The sequence below is a fragment of the Mycobacteriales bacterium genome, assembly GCA_035504215.1.
GTDB lineage: Bacteria > Actinomycetota > Actinomycetes > JAFAQI01 > JAFAQI01 > DATAUK01.
The window spans coordinates 18,333-33,623 of the sequence record DATJSI010000136.1 but is presented as its reverse complement, the minus strand read 5'-3'; the positions used below and the strand labels follow the sequence as shown (position 1 = coordinate 33,623).

Annotated in this window: 13 protein-coding genes; 10 read left to right on the top strand and 3 right to left on the bottom strand. The window is 71.0% G+C overall.

Going from position 1 to position 15,291, the window contains the following annotated elements; translation table 11 throughout:
* Nucleotides 1–36: 36 nt before the first annotated feature.
* The 3 genes from VME70_15915 (at nucleotide 37) to VME70_15905 (ending at nucleotide 2,810) form a co-directional block, all read left to right on the top strand.
* Nucleotides 37–858, top strand: a complete 822-nt coding sequence (locus VME70_15915) for a CoA ester lyase (protein ID HTW21682.1) — start codon at nucleotides 37–39, stop codon at nucleotides 856–858.
* 33 nt (nucleotides 859–891) lie between these two features.
* Nucleotides 892–1,884 carry a 2-oxoglutarate and iron-dependent oxygenase domain-containing protein gene (locus tag VME70_15910; protein HTW21681.1) on the top strand — a complete coding sequence of 331 codons (993 nt, stop codon included), beginning with the start codon at nucleotides 892–894 and terminating at the stop codon, nucleotides 1,882–1,884.
* Between the two features lie 161 nt (nucleotides 1,885–2,045).
* On the top strand, nucleotides 2,046–2,810 hold the full coding sequence (locus tag VME70_15905; GenBank protein HTW21680.1) for an Ig-like domain-containing protein: 765 nt from the start codon (nucleotides 2,046–2,048) through the stop codon (nucleotides 2,808–2,810).
* 246 nt (nucleotides 2,811–3,056) lie between these two features.
* On the opposite strand, the gene VME70_15900 is transcribed toward VME70_15905, so the two are convergent.
* Nucleotides 3,057–4,259: a helix-turn-helix domain-containing protein gene (locus tag VME70_15900; GenBank protein HTW21679.1), complete on the bottom strand. Its 1,203-nt coding sequence runs from the start codon at nucleotides 4,257–4,259 to the stop codon at nucleotides 3,057–3,059.
* Nucleotides 4,260–4,371: 112 nt separating this feature from the next.
* Here VME70_15900 and hpnC point away from each other — a divergent pair, with 112 nt between their 5' ends.
* The 7 genes from hpnC to hpnH are packed head-to-tail and all read left to right on the top strand — an operon-like array spanning nucleotide 4,372 to nucleotide 12,925.
* Complete coding sequence (gene hpnC, locus VME70_15895; GenBank protein HTW21678.1) at nucleotides 4,372–5,241, top strand: squalene synthase HpnC; 870 nt, start codon at nucleotides 4,372–4,374, stop codon at nucleotides 5,239–5,241.
* Between the two features lie 2 nt (nucleotides 5,242–5,243).
* Nucleotides 5,244–6,101, top strand: coding sequence for a presqualene diphosphate synthase HpnD (gene hpnD, locus VME70_15890; protein HTW21677.1), 858 nt, complete (start codon nucleotides 5,244–5,246; stop codon nucleotides 6,099–6,101).
* Entirely contained in the window at nucleotides 6,098–7,495 is a 1,398-nt protein-coding gene (gene hpnE, locus VME70_15885) for a hydroxysqualene dehydroxylase HpnE (GenBank protein HTW21676.1), read from the top strand. The genes hpnD and hpnE overlap by 4 nt, the downstream gene beginning before the upstream one ends.
* 5 nt (nucleotides 7,496–7,500) lie before the next feature.
* On the top strand, nucleotides 7,501–8,505 hold the full coding sequence (locus tag VME70_15880; protein HTW21675.1) for a polyprenyl synthetase family protein: 1,005 nt from the start codon (nucleotides 7,501–7,503) through the stop codon (nucleotides 8,503–8,505).
* On the top strand, nucleotides 8,505–10,433 hold the full coding sequence (shc, locus tag VME70_15875) for a squalene--hopene cyclase (GenBank protein HTW21674.1): 1,929 nt from the start codon (nucleotides 8,505–8,507) through the stop codon (nucleotides 10,431–10,433). Before VME70_15880 ends, shc begins: the two co-directional genes overlap by 1 nt.
* Nucleotides 10,426–11,916 (top strand): 4-hydroxy-3-methylbut-2-enyl diphosphate reductase, encoded by a 1,491-nt coding sequence (gene ispH, locus VME70_15870; protein HTW21673.1) that lies wholly within the window; start codon nucleotides 10,426–10,428, stop codon nucleotides 11,914–11,916. The genes shc and ispH overlap by 8 nt, the downstream gene beginning before the upstream one ends.
* Nucleotides 11,917–11,926: 10 nt before the next feature.
* A complete protein-coding gene (hpnH, locus tag VME70_15865; protein ID HTW21672.1) occupies nucleotides 11,927–12,925 on the top strand; it encodes an adenosyl-hopene transferase HpnH in 999 nt (332 codons plus the stop codon).
* A gap of 77 nt (nucleotides 12,926–13,002) precedes the next feature.
* Here hpnH and VME70_15860 read toward each other — a convergent pair whose 3' ends face one another.
* The gene (locus VME70_15860) at nucleotides 13,003–14,376 is read right to left on the bottom strand and encodes an aspartate aminotransferase family protein (protein ID HTW21671.1); all 1,374 of its coding nucleotides are present in this window, start codon (nucleotides 14,374–14,376) and stop codon (nucleotides 13,003–13,005) included.
* 48 nt (nucleotides 14,377–14,424) lie between these two features.
* Complete coding sequence (locus VME70_15855) at nucleotides 14,425–15,162, bottom strand: SDR family oxidoreductase (protein ID HTW21670.1); 738 nt, start codon at nucleotides 15,160–15,162, stop codon at nucleotides 14,425–14,427.
* Nucleotides 15,163–15,291: the final 129 nt, after the last annotated feature.

Below are 15,291 nucleotides of genomic sequence, written 5' to 3'. Positions count from 1 at the left end.
TCACGGTCCGACGACGCCACCGCCGCCGCCAGCGACATGAGCGGCACGGCGGCGCGGTGGCAGCCGCCGGGACCGGCGCTGCTGTTCTGCCCGGGCGACCGCCCGGACCGGTTCGCGAAGGCCGCGGCCGCAGCCGACGCGGTGATCCTCGACCTCGAGGACGGCGTCGCTCCCGGCGACCGCCCGGCGGCGCGCCGGGCGATTGCGGAATCGCGGCTCGATCCGGCGCATACGGTCGTCCGGGTCAACCCGTCCGGTACGCCGGACCACGCACCGGACCTCGACGCCGTCGCCCGATCGCCATACGCCGCGGTCATGCTGGCCAAGACGGAGACGGCGGACCAGGTTCGCGCGCTCGCGCCATTGGCCGTCATCGCGCTGTGCGAGACGCCGGCAGCGATCCTTGCCGCGGCGCAGATCGCGTCCGCGGCGGACGCCGTGATGTGGGGCTCGGAGGACCTGATCGCCGGGCTCGGCGGCCGGTCGAGCCGGCACGGCGACGGAAGCTTCCGCGAGGTGGTCGCGCTCGCGCGCTCCACGGTGTTGCTCGCGGCCGGTGCCGCCGGCATCCCGGCCATCGACACGGTTCAGGTCGACCTCGCCGGCCTCGCCGTGCTGCAACGGCAGGCCGAGGACGCCGCCGCGTCGGGCTTCGCCGCGCTCGGCTGCGTGCATCCGAGCCAGGTGCCCGTGGTGCGGTCGGCGTTCCGGCCGACCGAGGACGAGGTGAGCTGGGCGCGCAGAGTGCTCGAGGCGGCACAGGCGAACGGCGGGGCGTTCCGCCTCGACGGGCAGATGATCGACGGGCCGCTGATCCGGCATGCCGAGCAGGTCATGAGCCGCGCGGGTCGGGATTGATCACCGCGGCTTGGGTCCGATAGGAAGTGGCCCATGAGCGCTGCCGGCGGATCCGCCGTCCCTGTCATTGACCTTGCGCCCTGGTTCGAGGGGACGGCCGAAGGCCGGGCGCAGGTCGCCGCGGCGGTAGACGCGGCGCTGCGCGAGATCGGCTTCCTGCTCGTGGTGAACCACGGTGTGAGCACGGCGCTGCGCGACGAGGTGCGGGCGGCGGCACACGAGTTCTTCCGGCTGCCGGCGGAGGTCAAGGAGCGGTACCGCACGCAGGTGGGTGCGGACACCTGGCTTCCGCGCGGGTGGACGCCGATCGGCGCCGAGGCGAATGCGAACTCCGACGCGGGCGTGAGCGCGCCGCCCGACCTCAAGGAGTCCTACGACGTCGCCTGCTTCGAGCCGACCGGTGACGCCGACATCGACCGGGAGTGGTTCACCGACAACATCTGGCCGGCGGAGGTGCCGGCGTACGAGCGGGCGGTGTCGGCGTACATCGCCAGGATGCGGGAGCTGGTCGACGAGCTGCTGGTGATCGCCGCGGTTGCGCTCGGGTTGCCGGACGAGCAGTTTCTCGCCCACGCCCGGCACCCGACCTGGTCGTTCTACACGCATTGGTACCCGGCGCTGACCGTCGTCGGCGAGCCCGAGCCGGGCCAGCTGCGAATCGGCTCGCACACCGACTTCGGGACCTTCACGATCCTCGACCGCCAGCTCGGGACCGGTGGCCTGCAGATCATGGGCAAGGACGGCGAGTGGGCGGATGCGCCATGGGTCGAGGGCGCGTTCACGATCAACATCGGCGACATGATGGCGCGCTGGACGGGCGACCGGTGGGTCTCCAACCGGCACCGGGTGCTCGCACCGAGCGAGGCCGCGCCGGAAGAGGACCTGATGTCGCTGGTCTACTTCCACGAGGCTGATCCTGCGGCCGTGCTGCACAGCGTGCCGCCGCCGATCGGCACCGTGATCTACGAGCCGATTACCGCGGGGGAGTACCTGCGCGCGAAGCTCGCCGCGATCGCCGTCGGGTGAGCCGCTCTGCCGAGGGCGTGGCCGCCGGGCCGACGCCGAAGCGGGCAAAGATCGACTAACCCGGGCAATACCCCGCGGTTGTGGGGATCCCTACTGCGCGGTAGCGTCCACGTCGAGCGTGGCCATCTGAGCTTCGCGCACCGCTTCGAAGGGAAAGTTCATTGAGGATTCACAAGATCGCGGCCGCCACGCTGATGTCGGTCGCTCTGGCCGGCGGGCTGGTCGCGTCCAGTGGCTTGCCGGCGGGCGCGGCGCCGCACCTACGCCCGGCAGGGATCACCGGTTTCGGTAAGGCAACGGTGACGCCGTCCACGAACTTGGTCGACCAGCAGGTCGTGAAGGTCAAGGCCTCGAAGTTCCCGACCGACACCGCGGACCTCTACGCCGTTGAGTGCTCGGCCAACGCAATCGAAAAGCAGGATGAGGGGTACTGCGACACCACGTCACCCACGGTCACGCCTGCCACGAATGGTGCTGCGACGTTCAACTTCACCATTCTCACCGGCTCGGACTTCAAGCCCGCCAAGGGCCCGACCTGTGCTTGGCCGAAGAAGTGTTACATCGTGATTGCCGATGGGTCGACCCTCGCGACCACGACCACTGTCGCCTTCCCGAAGATCACCTTCAAGGACCCGCGTCCGACGACCAAGACGAAGGTGACGACCAAGAAGACGGCCAAGGTCAAGAAGTCGGTCACCCTCAAGGCGGCCACGACTCACACCAAGTCCGATGGCACCTTCTCCGGCACCGCGACCTTCTACGACAACGGCAAGAAGCTGAAGAAGGTCAAGGAGAGTGCGCACGGCAAGGCGTCGCTGAAGTGGAAGTTCAAGAAGGCCGGCAAGCAGCACATCGAGGTCAAGTACAGCGGCAGCAGCAAGTACCAGCCGAGCAAGGGCAAGACGACGATCAAGATTACGAAGTAGGCACTGTCTGCGATCGATCCTTCGATCGGTACGTCGCGAGGGCCCGCAACGACGAAGTCGTTGCGGGCCCTCCGCGTGCCGAGGGTTCGTCGCGCCTACACCGGCGGCATCCTCGTCGTGCCGTCGCCCGTTTCAGCACACATCTGCACCGGAAACGACGTCGAATCCGGACGTCGGGGCACGAAGCGGTGTCGCCGGGCCGGCGTTGTGTGCTGAAACGGGCGAGAGTCGCGACGCCCTTGCGGCTCAGCCGGGACGGTCCCAGCAGACCGCGAGCATCAGGCGGCGCTGGTTGTCCGGGTCGTCGAGGCTCGGGCCGAACAGCTCCCTGAGCTGGCCGAGCCGGTAGCGCACGGTCTGCGGGTGCACGTGCAGCGCCTTGGCGGTCGCCTGCTGGTTGCCCATCGCGGTGAGCCAGGCGGACAAGGTCTCTTCGAGCCGGCGGCGGGTGGCGGTCGGCACCGCTGCCAGCGGCGCAAGTGCCTGGGCGCGCAGGTGCTCGAGCAGCCACGCGTCTCGTGCGACGAGGATCGTGTCGTAGTGGTCCGCGACAAAGACCGGGTCGCCCTTGATCGACCCGGCGCTGGCCAGCCGAGCGCCGGCTTCGGCCACCCGAACCGATGACGGCAGCTGCGTCGGCGGCACCGTCGTACCGATCACCGCGCCGCACCCCGCCAGCGTCTTCGTGATGACCGCGCGCCGCCCCGGCGCGTCGGGATCGGGCAGGATGCCGCCGGCCAGCCCGCCGTGGCGGACCGGCAGGCAGTTGGGGTCCAGCCGGTCCAGCGCCGCGTAGCCGGCTTCGTTGGTGGCATCGATCAGGATCAGCGCGGCGGTCGCGGGGATGGTCCAACCGGCCCGCAAGGCCATGGCGCTCACCAGCGTCGAGTCGGTGCGGTCGGACAGCAGCAGCTCCGCGAGGTGTGCGCGCAGCCGCTCGCGTTCGGCCGAGGTGGTGCGCTGCTCATCGACGTAGCCGTGCGCCGACGCGGACGAGAGCTCCTCCATGAAGATGAAGACCGCCTCGGCGAGGGTTGCCACCGATGCCGGGTCCAGCCCGAGCGCGACCCCCGCCTCCGAGATGTGCCGCCAGGCGACCCGCGCGCCGGCTCGGTACGCCGAGAGCAGCGAGGCCAGCGAGCGGCCCTCCCGCCACTCCAGCCGCCCGACCTCCTCGAAGGCTTCGTGCTCGGCCGGGTCGACCGGCGTGACCAGCACCGAACCTGCCGAGCGCTCGCTGGGGAGCTGCTCGGCGATCCGCACCAGCCGGTGCAGCGCGATCTCGGCGATCCGTAAGCTGTCCTCGGGGTCGTCGGCGACGAAGGAGGCGTAGTCCGGCCAGTCATCGCGGAGCAGATCGACGACCTCGTCGATCATCTGCGGTAGCTCTTCGGTGAGCTTGGGCAGGACCGCCCGGAGGTCGACCGGCGCCGGTGCCACATCCGTCACGCCTCTCTTTGTACCTCAGTGATAAAACTGAGCCGGACGACTACGTCGTTATGCGGAGATTCCGAACCCTGTTGCGCGTGAGGATGCAGTGACCGGGATCGGAAGGAGAGCGGTGAGTCAGCTGACCGGTGCGGCTGACGATGTCCGCCGCCCGCCGCCGGCCACCGCTGCGCCCGGGGAACGCGGCGAGAACTTCCCCGTCGCGCTGCGGGTCCTGCCCGCGAGCCTGCGTCGTGACCTGCATGCCGTCTACGGCTTCGCGCGCGGCGTCGACGAGCTCGGCGACAACGCGCCCGGCGACCGGACCGCCGCGCTGGCCGGCTTCGAGGCCGACCTGCGCCGGGTCTGGACCGCCGTGTCCCCGACCGACCCGATTCTCGCGGCGCTCGTGCCCACGGTTCGCGCCCACGACCTGCCGATCGAGCCGTTCCTTGCTCTCGTCGAGGCGAACCAGCTCGACCAGGTCCGCTCGACTTACGAGACGTGGGCCGACCTGCGCCACTACTGCACCTTGTCGGCCGACCCGGTCGGGCGGATCGTTCTCGGTGTCCTCGAGGTTCGCGACCCGGACGGACGACTGACCGCGTGGTCCGACGACGTGTGTACGGCGCTTCAGGTGCTCGAGCACTGCCAGGACGTCGCCGAAGACCGCGGCCGCGGGCGGACCTACCTGCCGCAGGAGGACCTTGAACGGTTCGGCGTCACGGACTCCGAACTAGGGGCGACGACCACGTCACCGGCCGTTCGGGCGGTGGTTGGGTACGAAGTCCAGCGCGCGCGTGAGCTGCTCGCCGCCGGCCGGCCGCTCGTGCGGTCGCTGCACGGCGCCGGCCGGCTCGCGGTGGCCGGGTTCGTCGCCGGCGGGCTCGCGACCGCGGATGCATTGCAGCGGGCGGACTACGACGTCCTTGCGACCGTGCCGAAGCCCGGAAAGGCCGCGACTGCGCGGCACGCCTTGCGGCTGCTGGCCGGCCGGCCATGACGATGACCGGAACGATCGAGGCGGCGTACGAAGTCTGCGAGGACACCACCCGCAGCCAGGCGCGCAACTTCCACTACGGGATCCGGCTGTTGCCGCGCGCAAAGCGCCAGGCGCTGTGCGCGGTCTACGCCCTCGCGCGGCGGGTCGATGACATCGGCGACGGCGACCTGCCGGACGACGCGAAGCGTCGCGAGCTGGCGGCGTTGCGCGCCGCGATCGCGCGCCTCGACGGCTCATCCGACCCGGTGCTCGTCGCCGTCCGCGACGCCGCCCGCCGGCTGCCGATCCCGATCGACGCGTTCGACGAGCTGATCGACGGCGTCGAGACCGACGTCGAGAACGCGGGGTTCACGACCTTCGACGAGCTGGTCGTCTACTGCCGGCGCGTTGCCGGTTCGATCGGCCGGCTTTGCGTCGGCGTGTTCGGTGCGAGCGACCTGCAGCTCGCGCCGCTCTACGCCGACCAGCTCGGCATCGCGCTGCAGCAGACCAACATCCTGCGCGACATCCGCGAGGACCTGCTGAACGGCCGGGTGTATCTCCCGACCGACGACCTCGATCGGTTCGGTGTCGAGGTCTGCCTCGGCGCCGACGGCGCTCTCGTCGATGACGGCGGGCTGTCCGCCCTGATCCGGTTCGCCGCAGACCGTGCCCGCGGCTGGTACGACGACGGCCTTCGACTGATCCCCTTGCTCGACCGCCGAAGTGCTGCCTCGGCGCTGGCGATGTCGGGGATCTACCGCCGGCTGCTCGACCAGATCGCCGCCGACCCCTCGCTCGTGCGCGACCGCCGGCTGTCGCTCTCCGGCCGGCAGAAGGCGACCGTCGCGATCCGCGCCCTCGCGGGACGGCCGGCATGACGGCGCCGACGACCGGCCGCCGCAGCGTCGTGGTTGCGGGCGGTGGGCTGGCCGGCATCGCAGCCGCGCTGCGTCTCGCCGATGCCGGATGGTCGGTGCGGTTGCTAGAGGCCAAGCCGCGGCTCGGTGGTCTGACCGCGTCGTTCCGGCGCGGCGACCTCGACGTCGACACCGGCCAGCACGTCTTCCTGCGCTGCTGTACGGCGTACCGCGGGTTGCTCGACCGCCTCGGCGTGACCGGGTTGACCACGTTGCAGGACCGGCTCGACGTGCCCGTCGTACGGGTTGCGGATGGCCGGCGCGGTCGGCTGCAACGCGGTCGGCTGCCGGTCGCGGCCGGCCTTCCGCTGCACCTCGGCCCGAGCCTCTCCCGCTATGCCGTGCTGCCGCCCGGGGCGCGACTGGCCGCCGCGCGCGCCGCGCTCGCGCTGCGCGCGGTCGATCCCGATGATCCGGCGACCGACGAGCGCTCGTTCGGCTCGTGGCTGACCGAGCATGGCCAGCCGGCCGCCGCGGTCGCCGCACTCTGGGACCTGGTCGGAGTCGCCACGCTCAATGCGCGGTCGGACGAGGCATCGCTCGCGTTGGCCGCGATGGTCTTCCAGACCGGCCTGCTCACCGAGCCGGACGCCGCCGACATCGGCTGGTCGAACGTCCCGTTGCAGCGCCTGCACGGCGATGCCGCCATGCGCGAGCTCGCGCGCGCCGGCGCGGAGGTCGGGCTGCGCACCCGGGTGGAGGCGATCGAGCCGAGTGGGGGCGGCTGGCGGGTGCAGTGCTCGGCCGGCCCGATCGACACCGATGCCGTCGTCGTTGCCCTGCCCCCCGCGCAGACCGAGCGGGTGCTTCCCACGGGCGCGGTCCGGCAGCCCGCCGGTTGGTCGGAGGCGCTCGGGACAGCTCCGATCGTTAATGTGCATGCAGTGTTCGACCGGCGCGTGATGGACGAGGCGTTCGTCGCCTGCATCGGTTCTCCGTTGCAGTGGTTGTTCGACCGCACGCCGGCATCGGGCCTGACCGACGGTCAGTACCTTGCCGCGTCGGTCTCTGCCGCCGATGACGTCGCTGACCTGCCGGTCGAGCAGATCCGCGGCCGGCTGCTGCCGGAGTTCGTGCGGGCGCTCCCGGCGGTCCACCACGCCGAGCTGCGCGACTTCTTCGTCACCCGGGAACCGCGCGCGACCTTCCGGCAGGCGCCTGGCAGCGCGAAGTGGCGACCCGAGTCCGGTACGACGATGCCTGGGCTGGTCCTCGCCGGAGCGCACACTGCGACCGGGTGGCCCGCCACGATGGAGGGTGCCGTGCGCAGCGGTGACGCGGCGGCGCGGGCCCTGACGTCGGCCTCCACGGCGAGTGCGGCCGGCCGGCCCGACGGTCGGGAGGTCGCCGCGTGACCGTCATGCTGCCCCACACCCTCAACCGCAGCCGCGACCTGGTCGAGCCTGCGATGCGGGCGGCGGTGGCGCGGCTGGACCCGGCCAGCCGTCGGGTCGCGGAGTACCACCTCGGCTGGGTCGACGCGGACGGCCGCCCGGCCGCAGCCGGCGGCAAAGCGGTTCGCCCCGCGCTTGCCCTGCTCTCCGCACGGGCCGCGGGCGGGCCGGCCGAGGTCGGCGTACCGGGAGCGGTCGCGGTCGAGCTCGTGCACAACTTCTCGCTGCTGCACGACGACCTGATGGACGGCGACGTGCAGCGGCGGCATCGCGCGACCGTGTGGGCGGTGTGGGGCGCCTCGACCGCGATCCTCGTCGGGGACGCGATGCTGGCGCTGGCCTACCAGGTGCTCGCGGACTCGCCCGGTGGACACGCGGTGGCCGCGAGCTCGTTGCTCGGGACCGCGACGCAGGGGCTGATCGCCGGTCAGGTCGAGGACCTTGCCTTCGAGCAGAGGTCGTCGGTCAGCGTGGAGGAGTGCGTGGAGATGGCGGCCGGCAAGACCGGTGCCCTGCTGGGGTGCTCGGCGGCGATCGGCGCGGTGCTCGCCGGAGCGGCGCAGCCGGCGGTCGGTGCGCTTCGCCGGTACGGCGAAGAACTCGGGCTGGCCTTCCAGCTCGTCGATGACCTGCTCGGCATCTGGGGCGACCAGGCTGCCACCGGCAAGCCGGTCGGCAGCGACCTGCGCGCGCGCAAGAAGTCGCTGCCGGTTGCCTACGCCCTCGAAAGCGGCAGTCCCGCCGCGACCGAGCTGGCCGGCTGGCTCGCGACGCCCGGTCCGGACTCCGACGACGAGGTGCGCCGCGCGGCCGAGCTCGTGGAGATCGCGGGCGGGCGCGGCTGGGCCAAGGCGGAGGCGGTGCGCCGCCTCGACGCCGCGTCGAGCGCGCTCGGCGACGCCGACCTCGACCCGGTCGCCCGGGACGAGCTGGTCGCACTCGGCCGCTTCGTCGTGAGCCGGGAGAGCTAGTGACCATCACCAGCAACCAGCAGCGGTCCGCCTCGCGCGGCGCTGACGACGCGCGCGCTGCGCTCGACGCCGCCGTCGCGCACCTGCGCGGACTCCAGAACCCCGCCGGCTGGTGGAAGGGCGAGCTCGAGACCAACGTCACGATGGACGCCGAGGACCTGCTGCTGCGCGAGTTCCTCGGCATCCGCGAGCCGGCGGAGACCGCGCAGGCCGCTCGCTGGATCCGCTCGCAGCAGCGCGACGACGGCAGCTGGGCCAACTACTTCGGCGGTCCCGGCGACCTGTCGACGACGGTCGAGTCCTACGTCGCGCTCCGACTGGCCGGGGATGCTGCGGATGCCGATCACATGCGCCGCGCGCTCGGCTTCATTCACGGCCTCGGCGGCCTCGAGTCCGCGCGCGTGTTCACCAAGCTCTGGCTCTCGCTGTTCGGCGCGTGGTCGTGGGACGACGTACCCAACCTGCCGCCGGAGATCGTCTACCTTCCGCGCTGGTTCCCGTTCAACCTCTACGACTGGGGCTGCTGGGCGCGTCAGACGATCGTGCCGCTCACCATCGTCGCCACCCTGCGACCCGTGCGCCCGTTGCCGTTCACGCTCGACGAGCTTCGCACCGGCGCGCCGGCGCCGGCGTTCGCGGCGCTGCCGAGCTGGGCCGGCTTCTTCCAGCGGCTGGACAAGGTGCTGCACGCCTACGCCCGGCGACCGCTCGGCTTGCTTCGGCGCGCGGCGATGCGTCGCGGGATCGAGTGGGTGCTGGCGCGCCAGGAGGCGGACGGGTCATGGGGCGGCATCCAGCCGCCGTGGGTCTACTCGATCCTCGCGCTGCACCTCATGGGCTACCCGCTCGATCACCCGGCGGTCGTCGCCGGCATCCGCGGGCTGGACGGCTTCCTGGTCCGCGAGGACACCGACGGGGGCGTCGTACGCCGGCTCGAAGCCTGCCAGTCGCCGGTGTGGGACACCGGCCTGGCGCTCACCGCTCTGCTCGACGCGGGGGTGCCCGCCGACGACCCGGCGGTCCGCACCGCCACCGACTGGCTGCTCGACGAGGAGATCAGGGTCCGCGGCGACTGGTCGGTCCGGCGCCCGGACGTCGAGCCGGGGGGCTGGGCGTTCGAGTTCGCCAACGACGGATACCCGGACACGGACGACACCGCGGAGGTGGTGCTCGCCTTGCGCCGGGTCGCCCATCCGGATGCCGAACGGCTGCGCGCCGCCGTCGACCGGGGCGTGCACTGGGTGATCGGCATGCAGTGCAAGGACGGCGGCTGGGGCGCCTTCGACGCCGACAACACCCGCGAGCTCGCCTACAAGCTGCCGTTCTGCGACTTCGGCGCGGTCATCGACCCGCCGTCGGCCGACGTCACGGCACACATCGTCGAGATGCTCGCGGCCTGCGGGCTGGCCGGCTCCGACGCCTGTCGCCGCGGGGTCTCGTGGTTGTGGGCCGCGCAGGAGACCGACGGCTCGTGGTTCGGGCGCTGGGGGGCCAACCACGTCTACGGCACCGGCGCCGCCGTGCCCGCGCTGGTCGCGGCCGGGGTCGCGACCGACGACCTCCGCATCGTCCGTGCGGCGCGGTGGCTCGAGGCGCACCAGGCCGAGGACGGCGGCTGGGGAGAGGACATGCGCTCCTACCGCGACCCCAGCTGGATCGGGCGCGGCGCGTCCACTCCCTCGCAGACCGCCTGGGCGCTACTTGCCCTGCTTGCCGCGGGGCGCGCCGGATCCGAGTCCGCGCGCCGCGGGGTGGCGTGGTTGGTCGAGAACCAATGCGAGGACGGCACGTGGGACGAGCCGTATTTCACCGGCACAGGATTTCCCGGCGACTTCTTCATCAACTATCACTTGTACCGGCTGGTGTTCCCGGTGAGCGCCCTCGGCCGGTACGTCGCCGCGACGACCGAGGGAGGTGACCGTGGCTGAACGCGAACCGGTGATCTGTACGCCGTTGCGAGTCGAGCAGGCCGCGGTCCTCGCCGGTCGCCCGGGGGCAAAGGTGGTCCGCACGGGGATGGGTTCACGGCGGACCCGTCGCCGGCAGGCCCGCTTCGCGGGGGACGGGCCGCTCGGCGTGCTCGGCGTCGCCGGCGGGCTGGCTCCACAGGTGCGGCCGGGCGATGTGGTCGTCGCATCCGAGATCCGGGCCGGCGCGCAGATCGTGCGGTCGCCGTCCGCACCCCTGCTGGCCGGAGCGCTGCGCCGGGCCGGACTCACCGTGCACGTCGGCCCGATCGTGTCCGGCGGCCTGGTCGGGAAGCGCGGTCGCGCGGCGCTCGCCGCCACCGGCGCGCTCGCGGTCGACATGGAGTCGGCGGAGATCACCGCGCTGGCCGGCAGCCGCGCGGTCGCCGTCGTGCGGGCGATCAGCGATACGGCCGACGCGCCCCTGCTGCGCCCGGGCACCGTCTCGCGCGGGATCGACGCGCTACGTGCGCTGCGGGTGGCCGCGCCCGTGGTTGCCCGCTGGGCGGCGATGGTCGATGACCGCGACATCTTGCTCGCTTCGCCGCGGTCGTTCTGCGCCGGCGTCGAGCGCGCGATCGACATCGTCACGCGCGCGATCGAGCGGTTCGGCGCGCCGGTCTACGTACGCCGGCAAGTGGTGCACAACGCCCACGTGGTCGCCGAGCTGGAGGCGATGGGCGCGGTCTTCGTCCAGGAGCTCGACGAAGTGCCGTTCGGCGCCCGCGTGGTGCTGGCCGCGCACGGTGTGGCGCCGGAGGTGCGTGTCCAGGCCGTGGACCGCGAGCTGTCCGTGGTCGACGCGACCTGTCCGCTGGTCGCGAAGGTGCACCAGGAGGTACGCCGCTACGCCGCGCGCGAGCAGACCGTCCTGCTGATCGGGCACGCCGATCACGAAGAGGTGGTCGGCACGGTCGGCGAAGCGCCAGGCCGGGTGCAGGTCATCGCGGACGAAGCCGACGCGCGGGTGGTGCAGGTCGTGGACCCGGAGCGGGTCGCCTACGTGATGCAGACCACCCTGGCGGTCGACGAGAGCGAGCGCATCGCCTCGGTCCTCCGCAGCAGGTTCCCGGCGCTGGAGGCGCCGCGCCAGGACGACATCTGTTATGCCACCAGCAACCGGCAGCAGGCCCTGCGCGAGATCGCGACCGAGTGCGACCTCGTGCTGGTCGTGGGCTCGGTCAACTCTTCCAACTCCCAGCGGCTGGTCGAGGTCGCGCGCCGCGCCGGCGCTGCGGCGTACCTCGTCGACGACGCCGGTGATGTCGAGCTGGAGTGGCTGGCCGGCGCCAAGCGGATCGGGATCACCGCCGGCGCATCGGCGCCACCACGTTTGGTCGACGAGCTCGTTAACACACTGAGCGGACTGGGCACGGTGACTATCAGCGAGCGACGCAGTGTTTCCGAAGATGTACGTTTCGCACTACCGAAAGAGGTGAGCTGACGAGATGGCGATGCCGATGCGTCAGAACCTGCGGCTGGGCACCTACCTGGCGAAGCAGAAGATCGCGCACCGAGAGCGCTTCCCTTTGGTGATGGAGCTCGAGCCGTTGTTCGCCTGCAACCTCAAGTGCGCCGGCTGCGGGAAGATCCAGCAGCCACACACCGTGCTGAAGCAGCGCATGCCGGTCGAGCAGGCGGTCGGCGCGGTGGAGGAGTGCGGCGCGCCGATCGTGTCGATCGCCGGCGGTGAGCCGCTGATGCACCCGCAGATCGACGAGATCGTTGGCCAGCTGCTCGCGCGCAAGCGGATCGTGCTGTTGTGCACCAACGCGGTGCTGCTGCCCAAGCACCTGCACCGGTTCACGCCGCATCGCGACTTCGCGTTCATGGTGCATATCGACGGGCTGCGTGAGCGGCACGACGAGTCGGTGTGCAAGGACGGTGTGTTCGACCAGGCGGTCGAGGCGATCAAGGCGGCGAAGGCGGCCGGGTTCAAGGTGATGACGAACACCACGTTCTTCACCACCGACACCCCGCAGGACGTCATCGACGTGCTCGACTTCCTCAACGACGACCTCGAGGTCGACAATATGCAGATCTCGCCCGGCTACGCCTACACGAAGGCGCCGGACCAGGAGCACTTCCTTGGGGTCGAGCAGACTCGCGCGTTGTTCAGCGAGGCGTTCGCGAACGGTCGCCGCAAGAAGTGGCGGTTGAACCATTCACCGTTGTTCCTCGACTTCATCGAGGGCAAGCGGGACTTCGAGTGCACGCCGTGGGGCATCCCGTCGTACTCCTTGCTCGGCTGGCAGAAGCCCTGCTACCTGCTCGACGACGGATACGCGCAGAGCTGGCAGGAGTACCTCGACACGACGGACTTCAAGGCCTACGGCCGGGGCAACGACGAGCGCTGCAACAACTGCATGGCGCACTGCGGGTACGAACCCACCGCGGTGCTCGCGACGATGGGCTCGCTCAAGGAGAGCTTGCGGGCCGCCGTCGGCGCCTAAGCCCTCGGTGATCTTGACGTAGGAGGCGCACAAACTCGCGTTGTGCGCCTCCTACGTCAAGATCACGAACAGGGGGGTCAGCGGCCGAGTGCCTGCTTCACGAGGGTGCGGCCGAAGTCGACGGCGAGGCCGTTCGGGCGCTTCGCGTCGGCCATGACGTCGGCGAACGCGGTCAGGAAGGTCTCGACCTCCTCGTCGCCGATCATCAGCGGCGGCAGCAGCTTGATGACGGCCATGTGGTCGCCCGCGACCTGGGTCAGCACCCGATGGCGGTTGTAGAGCGGTACGACGACCAACTGGGCGAACAGGCCCTTGCGGGCGGTGTTGAGCATGGTCCACATGCCGCGAGCCGCGAGTGACGAGGGGCGGCCGAACTCGATCCCGATCATCAGGCCGCGGCCACGGATGTCCGCGATCAGCTCGCTGTCGGCCGCGATCGCGCGCAACCCGTCGGTGAGCTGCTGGCCCCGGTGCTCGGCGTTGGCGATCAGGTCCTCGTCGTCGAGGACCGCCAGGGTCGCGAGTCCTGCGGTCATCGCGAGCGCGTTGCCCATGAACGTCGAGGCGTGCACGAACACCCGGTCGAGGCTGGAGTACACCTTCTCGAAGATCCCGGCCCGGGCCATCGTCGCGCCGACCGGCACGAAGCCTCCGGACAGCGTCTTCGCGACTGTCACGATGTCGGGTGTCACGCCGTCGTGGTGATGGGCGAGGAACCTGCCGGTGCGGCCGAGTCCGGTCTGCACCTCGTCGGCGATCAACAGACCGCCGCTCGCATGCAGCAGCTGCTGCGCTCCGGCGAGGTAGCCGGCTGGCGCAACCTGCACGCCCTTACCTTGGATCGGCTCGACCAGCAGTGCCGCGACATCGCCGCGGCGGACCTCGCGCTCGATGGCTTCGAGGTCGCCGAAGGGGACCTTGGTGTCGGGCAACAGTGGCGCGAAGCCACGGCGGAACTCCTCGGCGCCGTTGACCGATAGGGCGCCCGTGGTCAGGCCGTGGTAGGCGTGGTCGGCGTACAGGATGCGCGGCTTGCCGGTGGCGCAGCGGGCGAACTTCAGTGCCGCCTCGACCGCCTCGCTCCCGCTGTTGCAGAAGTAGACCCGCTCCATCCCGGGCGAGCGGGCGAGCAGCTGCTCGGCCAGCAGGCCCGGCAGCAGCGGCAGGTCGAACTGGACCATGTCCGCGAGGTCGGCGTCCAGGACGTCCTGGAGCGCCCGGCGCACGACCGGGTGGTTGCGGCCGATGCCGAAGACGCCGAAGCCGGAGAGGAAGTCGAGGTAGCGGTTGCCGTCAGCATCGTCGTACCAGGCGCCCGCGGCGGTGGTCAGCACCCGGTCGAACCCGATCGTCCCGAGCATCCGTGGCACCTGGGCGTTGAGGTGGTCGTCGTGCAGCGCCGCATTCTCGCCGCGACGAGCCTCGATCAGCGCCCGGATGTCGAACCCCACGGCCATGAATCTAGTGCCCTCAAAGGCCCGGGACGGCGATCCGAGGCTTCAGCCGAACCAGCGCGCGAGCGGCCGGTAGAGCCAGGGCACCCGACGGCGGGCCTGGGTCGCGAGATCGAGCCAAGGCGGCTCGGTACGGCGTTCCGCGCCGGTCTCGAGGACCCGGATCACCGCCCGCGCGATCCGTTCGGGGTCGACCGGCTTGGGCCAGCGCCGGTCGTAGGCGACCGAGCGCGACGCGAGGAAGTTGGTGCGCACCACGCCGGGTCGAACGGTCGAGACGACCACGCCATGACCCCGGACTTCTTCACGGATCGAGTCGGCAAAAGACTCGAGCGCAGCCTTCGACATCGAGTAAACCGCCTCGGTAGGGACGGGTACCGTGCCGGCGATCGAGGTCGTGAAGACGAGGGACCCGTCACGCTGATGGAGTAATGGGGGCAGTGCTGCCCGGGCGAGCAGCACTGGTGCCCGGAGGTTGACCTCGATCAGCCGGTCGATGTCGTCAATCGGCATCATGTCGAAGCGGCCGACCCAGCCCACACCGGCGTTGGCCACGACGTTGTCCAGCCGGCCGAAGCGGTCCAGCGCGGTCTCGACGACGGTTTGCGCGTGCGTGGTTTCCCGCACATCGAGCGTCACCGCAACGATTGCCGGGTTCTGCTGCGCGAGCTCGCCGAGGGCTGCTGCGTTGTGGTCAACCGCCACCACATGCGCGCCGCGGGCGACCAGCGCGAGCACCGTGGCGCGGCCAATCCCACCCGCCGCACCAGTCACAACAGTCACAGAATCCACGACACCCATTCGGAGTATCGAAGCACGTCCGGAGCGAGTGTTTCGTTATCGTTTCGTTATCTAAACGGACGTACAGGGGACTTAAGCCCCCACCGAAAGCCTCCCTATCGGGTCGTGTCG

Coding starts and splice junctions, on each gene's coding strand:
- VME70_15915 (HTW21682.1), top strand. CDS start 37: ATGAGCGGCACGGCGGCGCGGTGGCAGCCGCCGGGACCGGCGCTGCTG.
- VME70_15910 (HTW21681.1), top strand. CDS start 892: ATGAGCGCTGCCGGCGGATCCGCCGTCCCTGTCATTGACCTTGCGCCC.
- hpnD (HTW21677.1), top strand. CDS start 5,244: ATGACCGGAACGATCGAGGCGGCGTACGAAGTCTGCGAGGACACCACC.
- hpnE (HTW21676.1), top strand. CDS start 6,098: ATGACGGCGCCGACGACCGGCCGCCGCAGCGTCGTGGTTGCGGGCGGT.
- VME70_15880 (HTW21675.1), top strand. CDS start 7,501: ATGCTGCCCCACACCCTCAACCGCAGCCGCGACCTGGTCGAGCCTGCG.
- hpnH (HTW21672.1), top strand. CDS start 11,927: ATGCCGATGCGTCAGAACCTGCGGCTGGGCACCTACCTGGCGAAGCAG.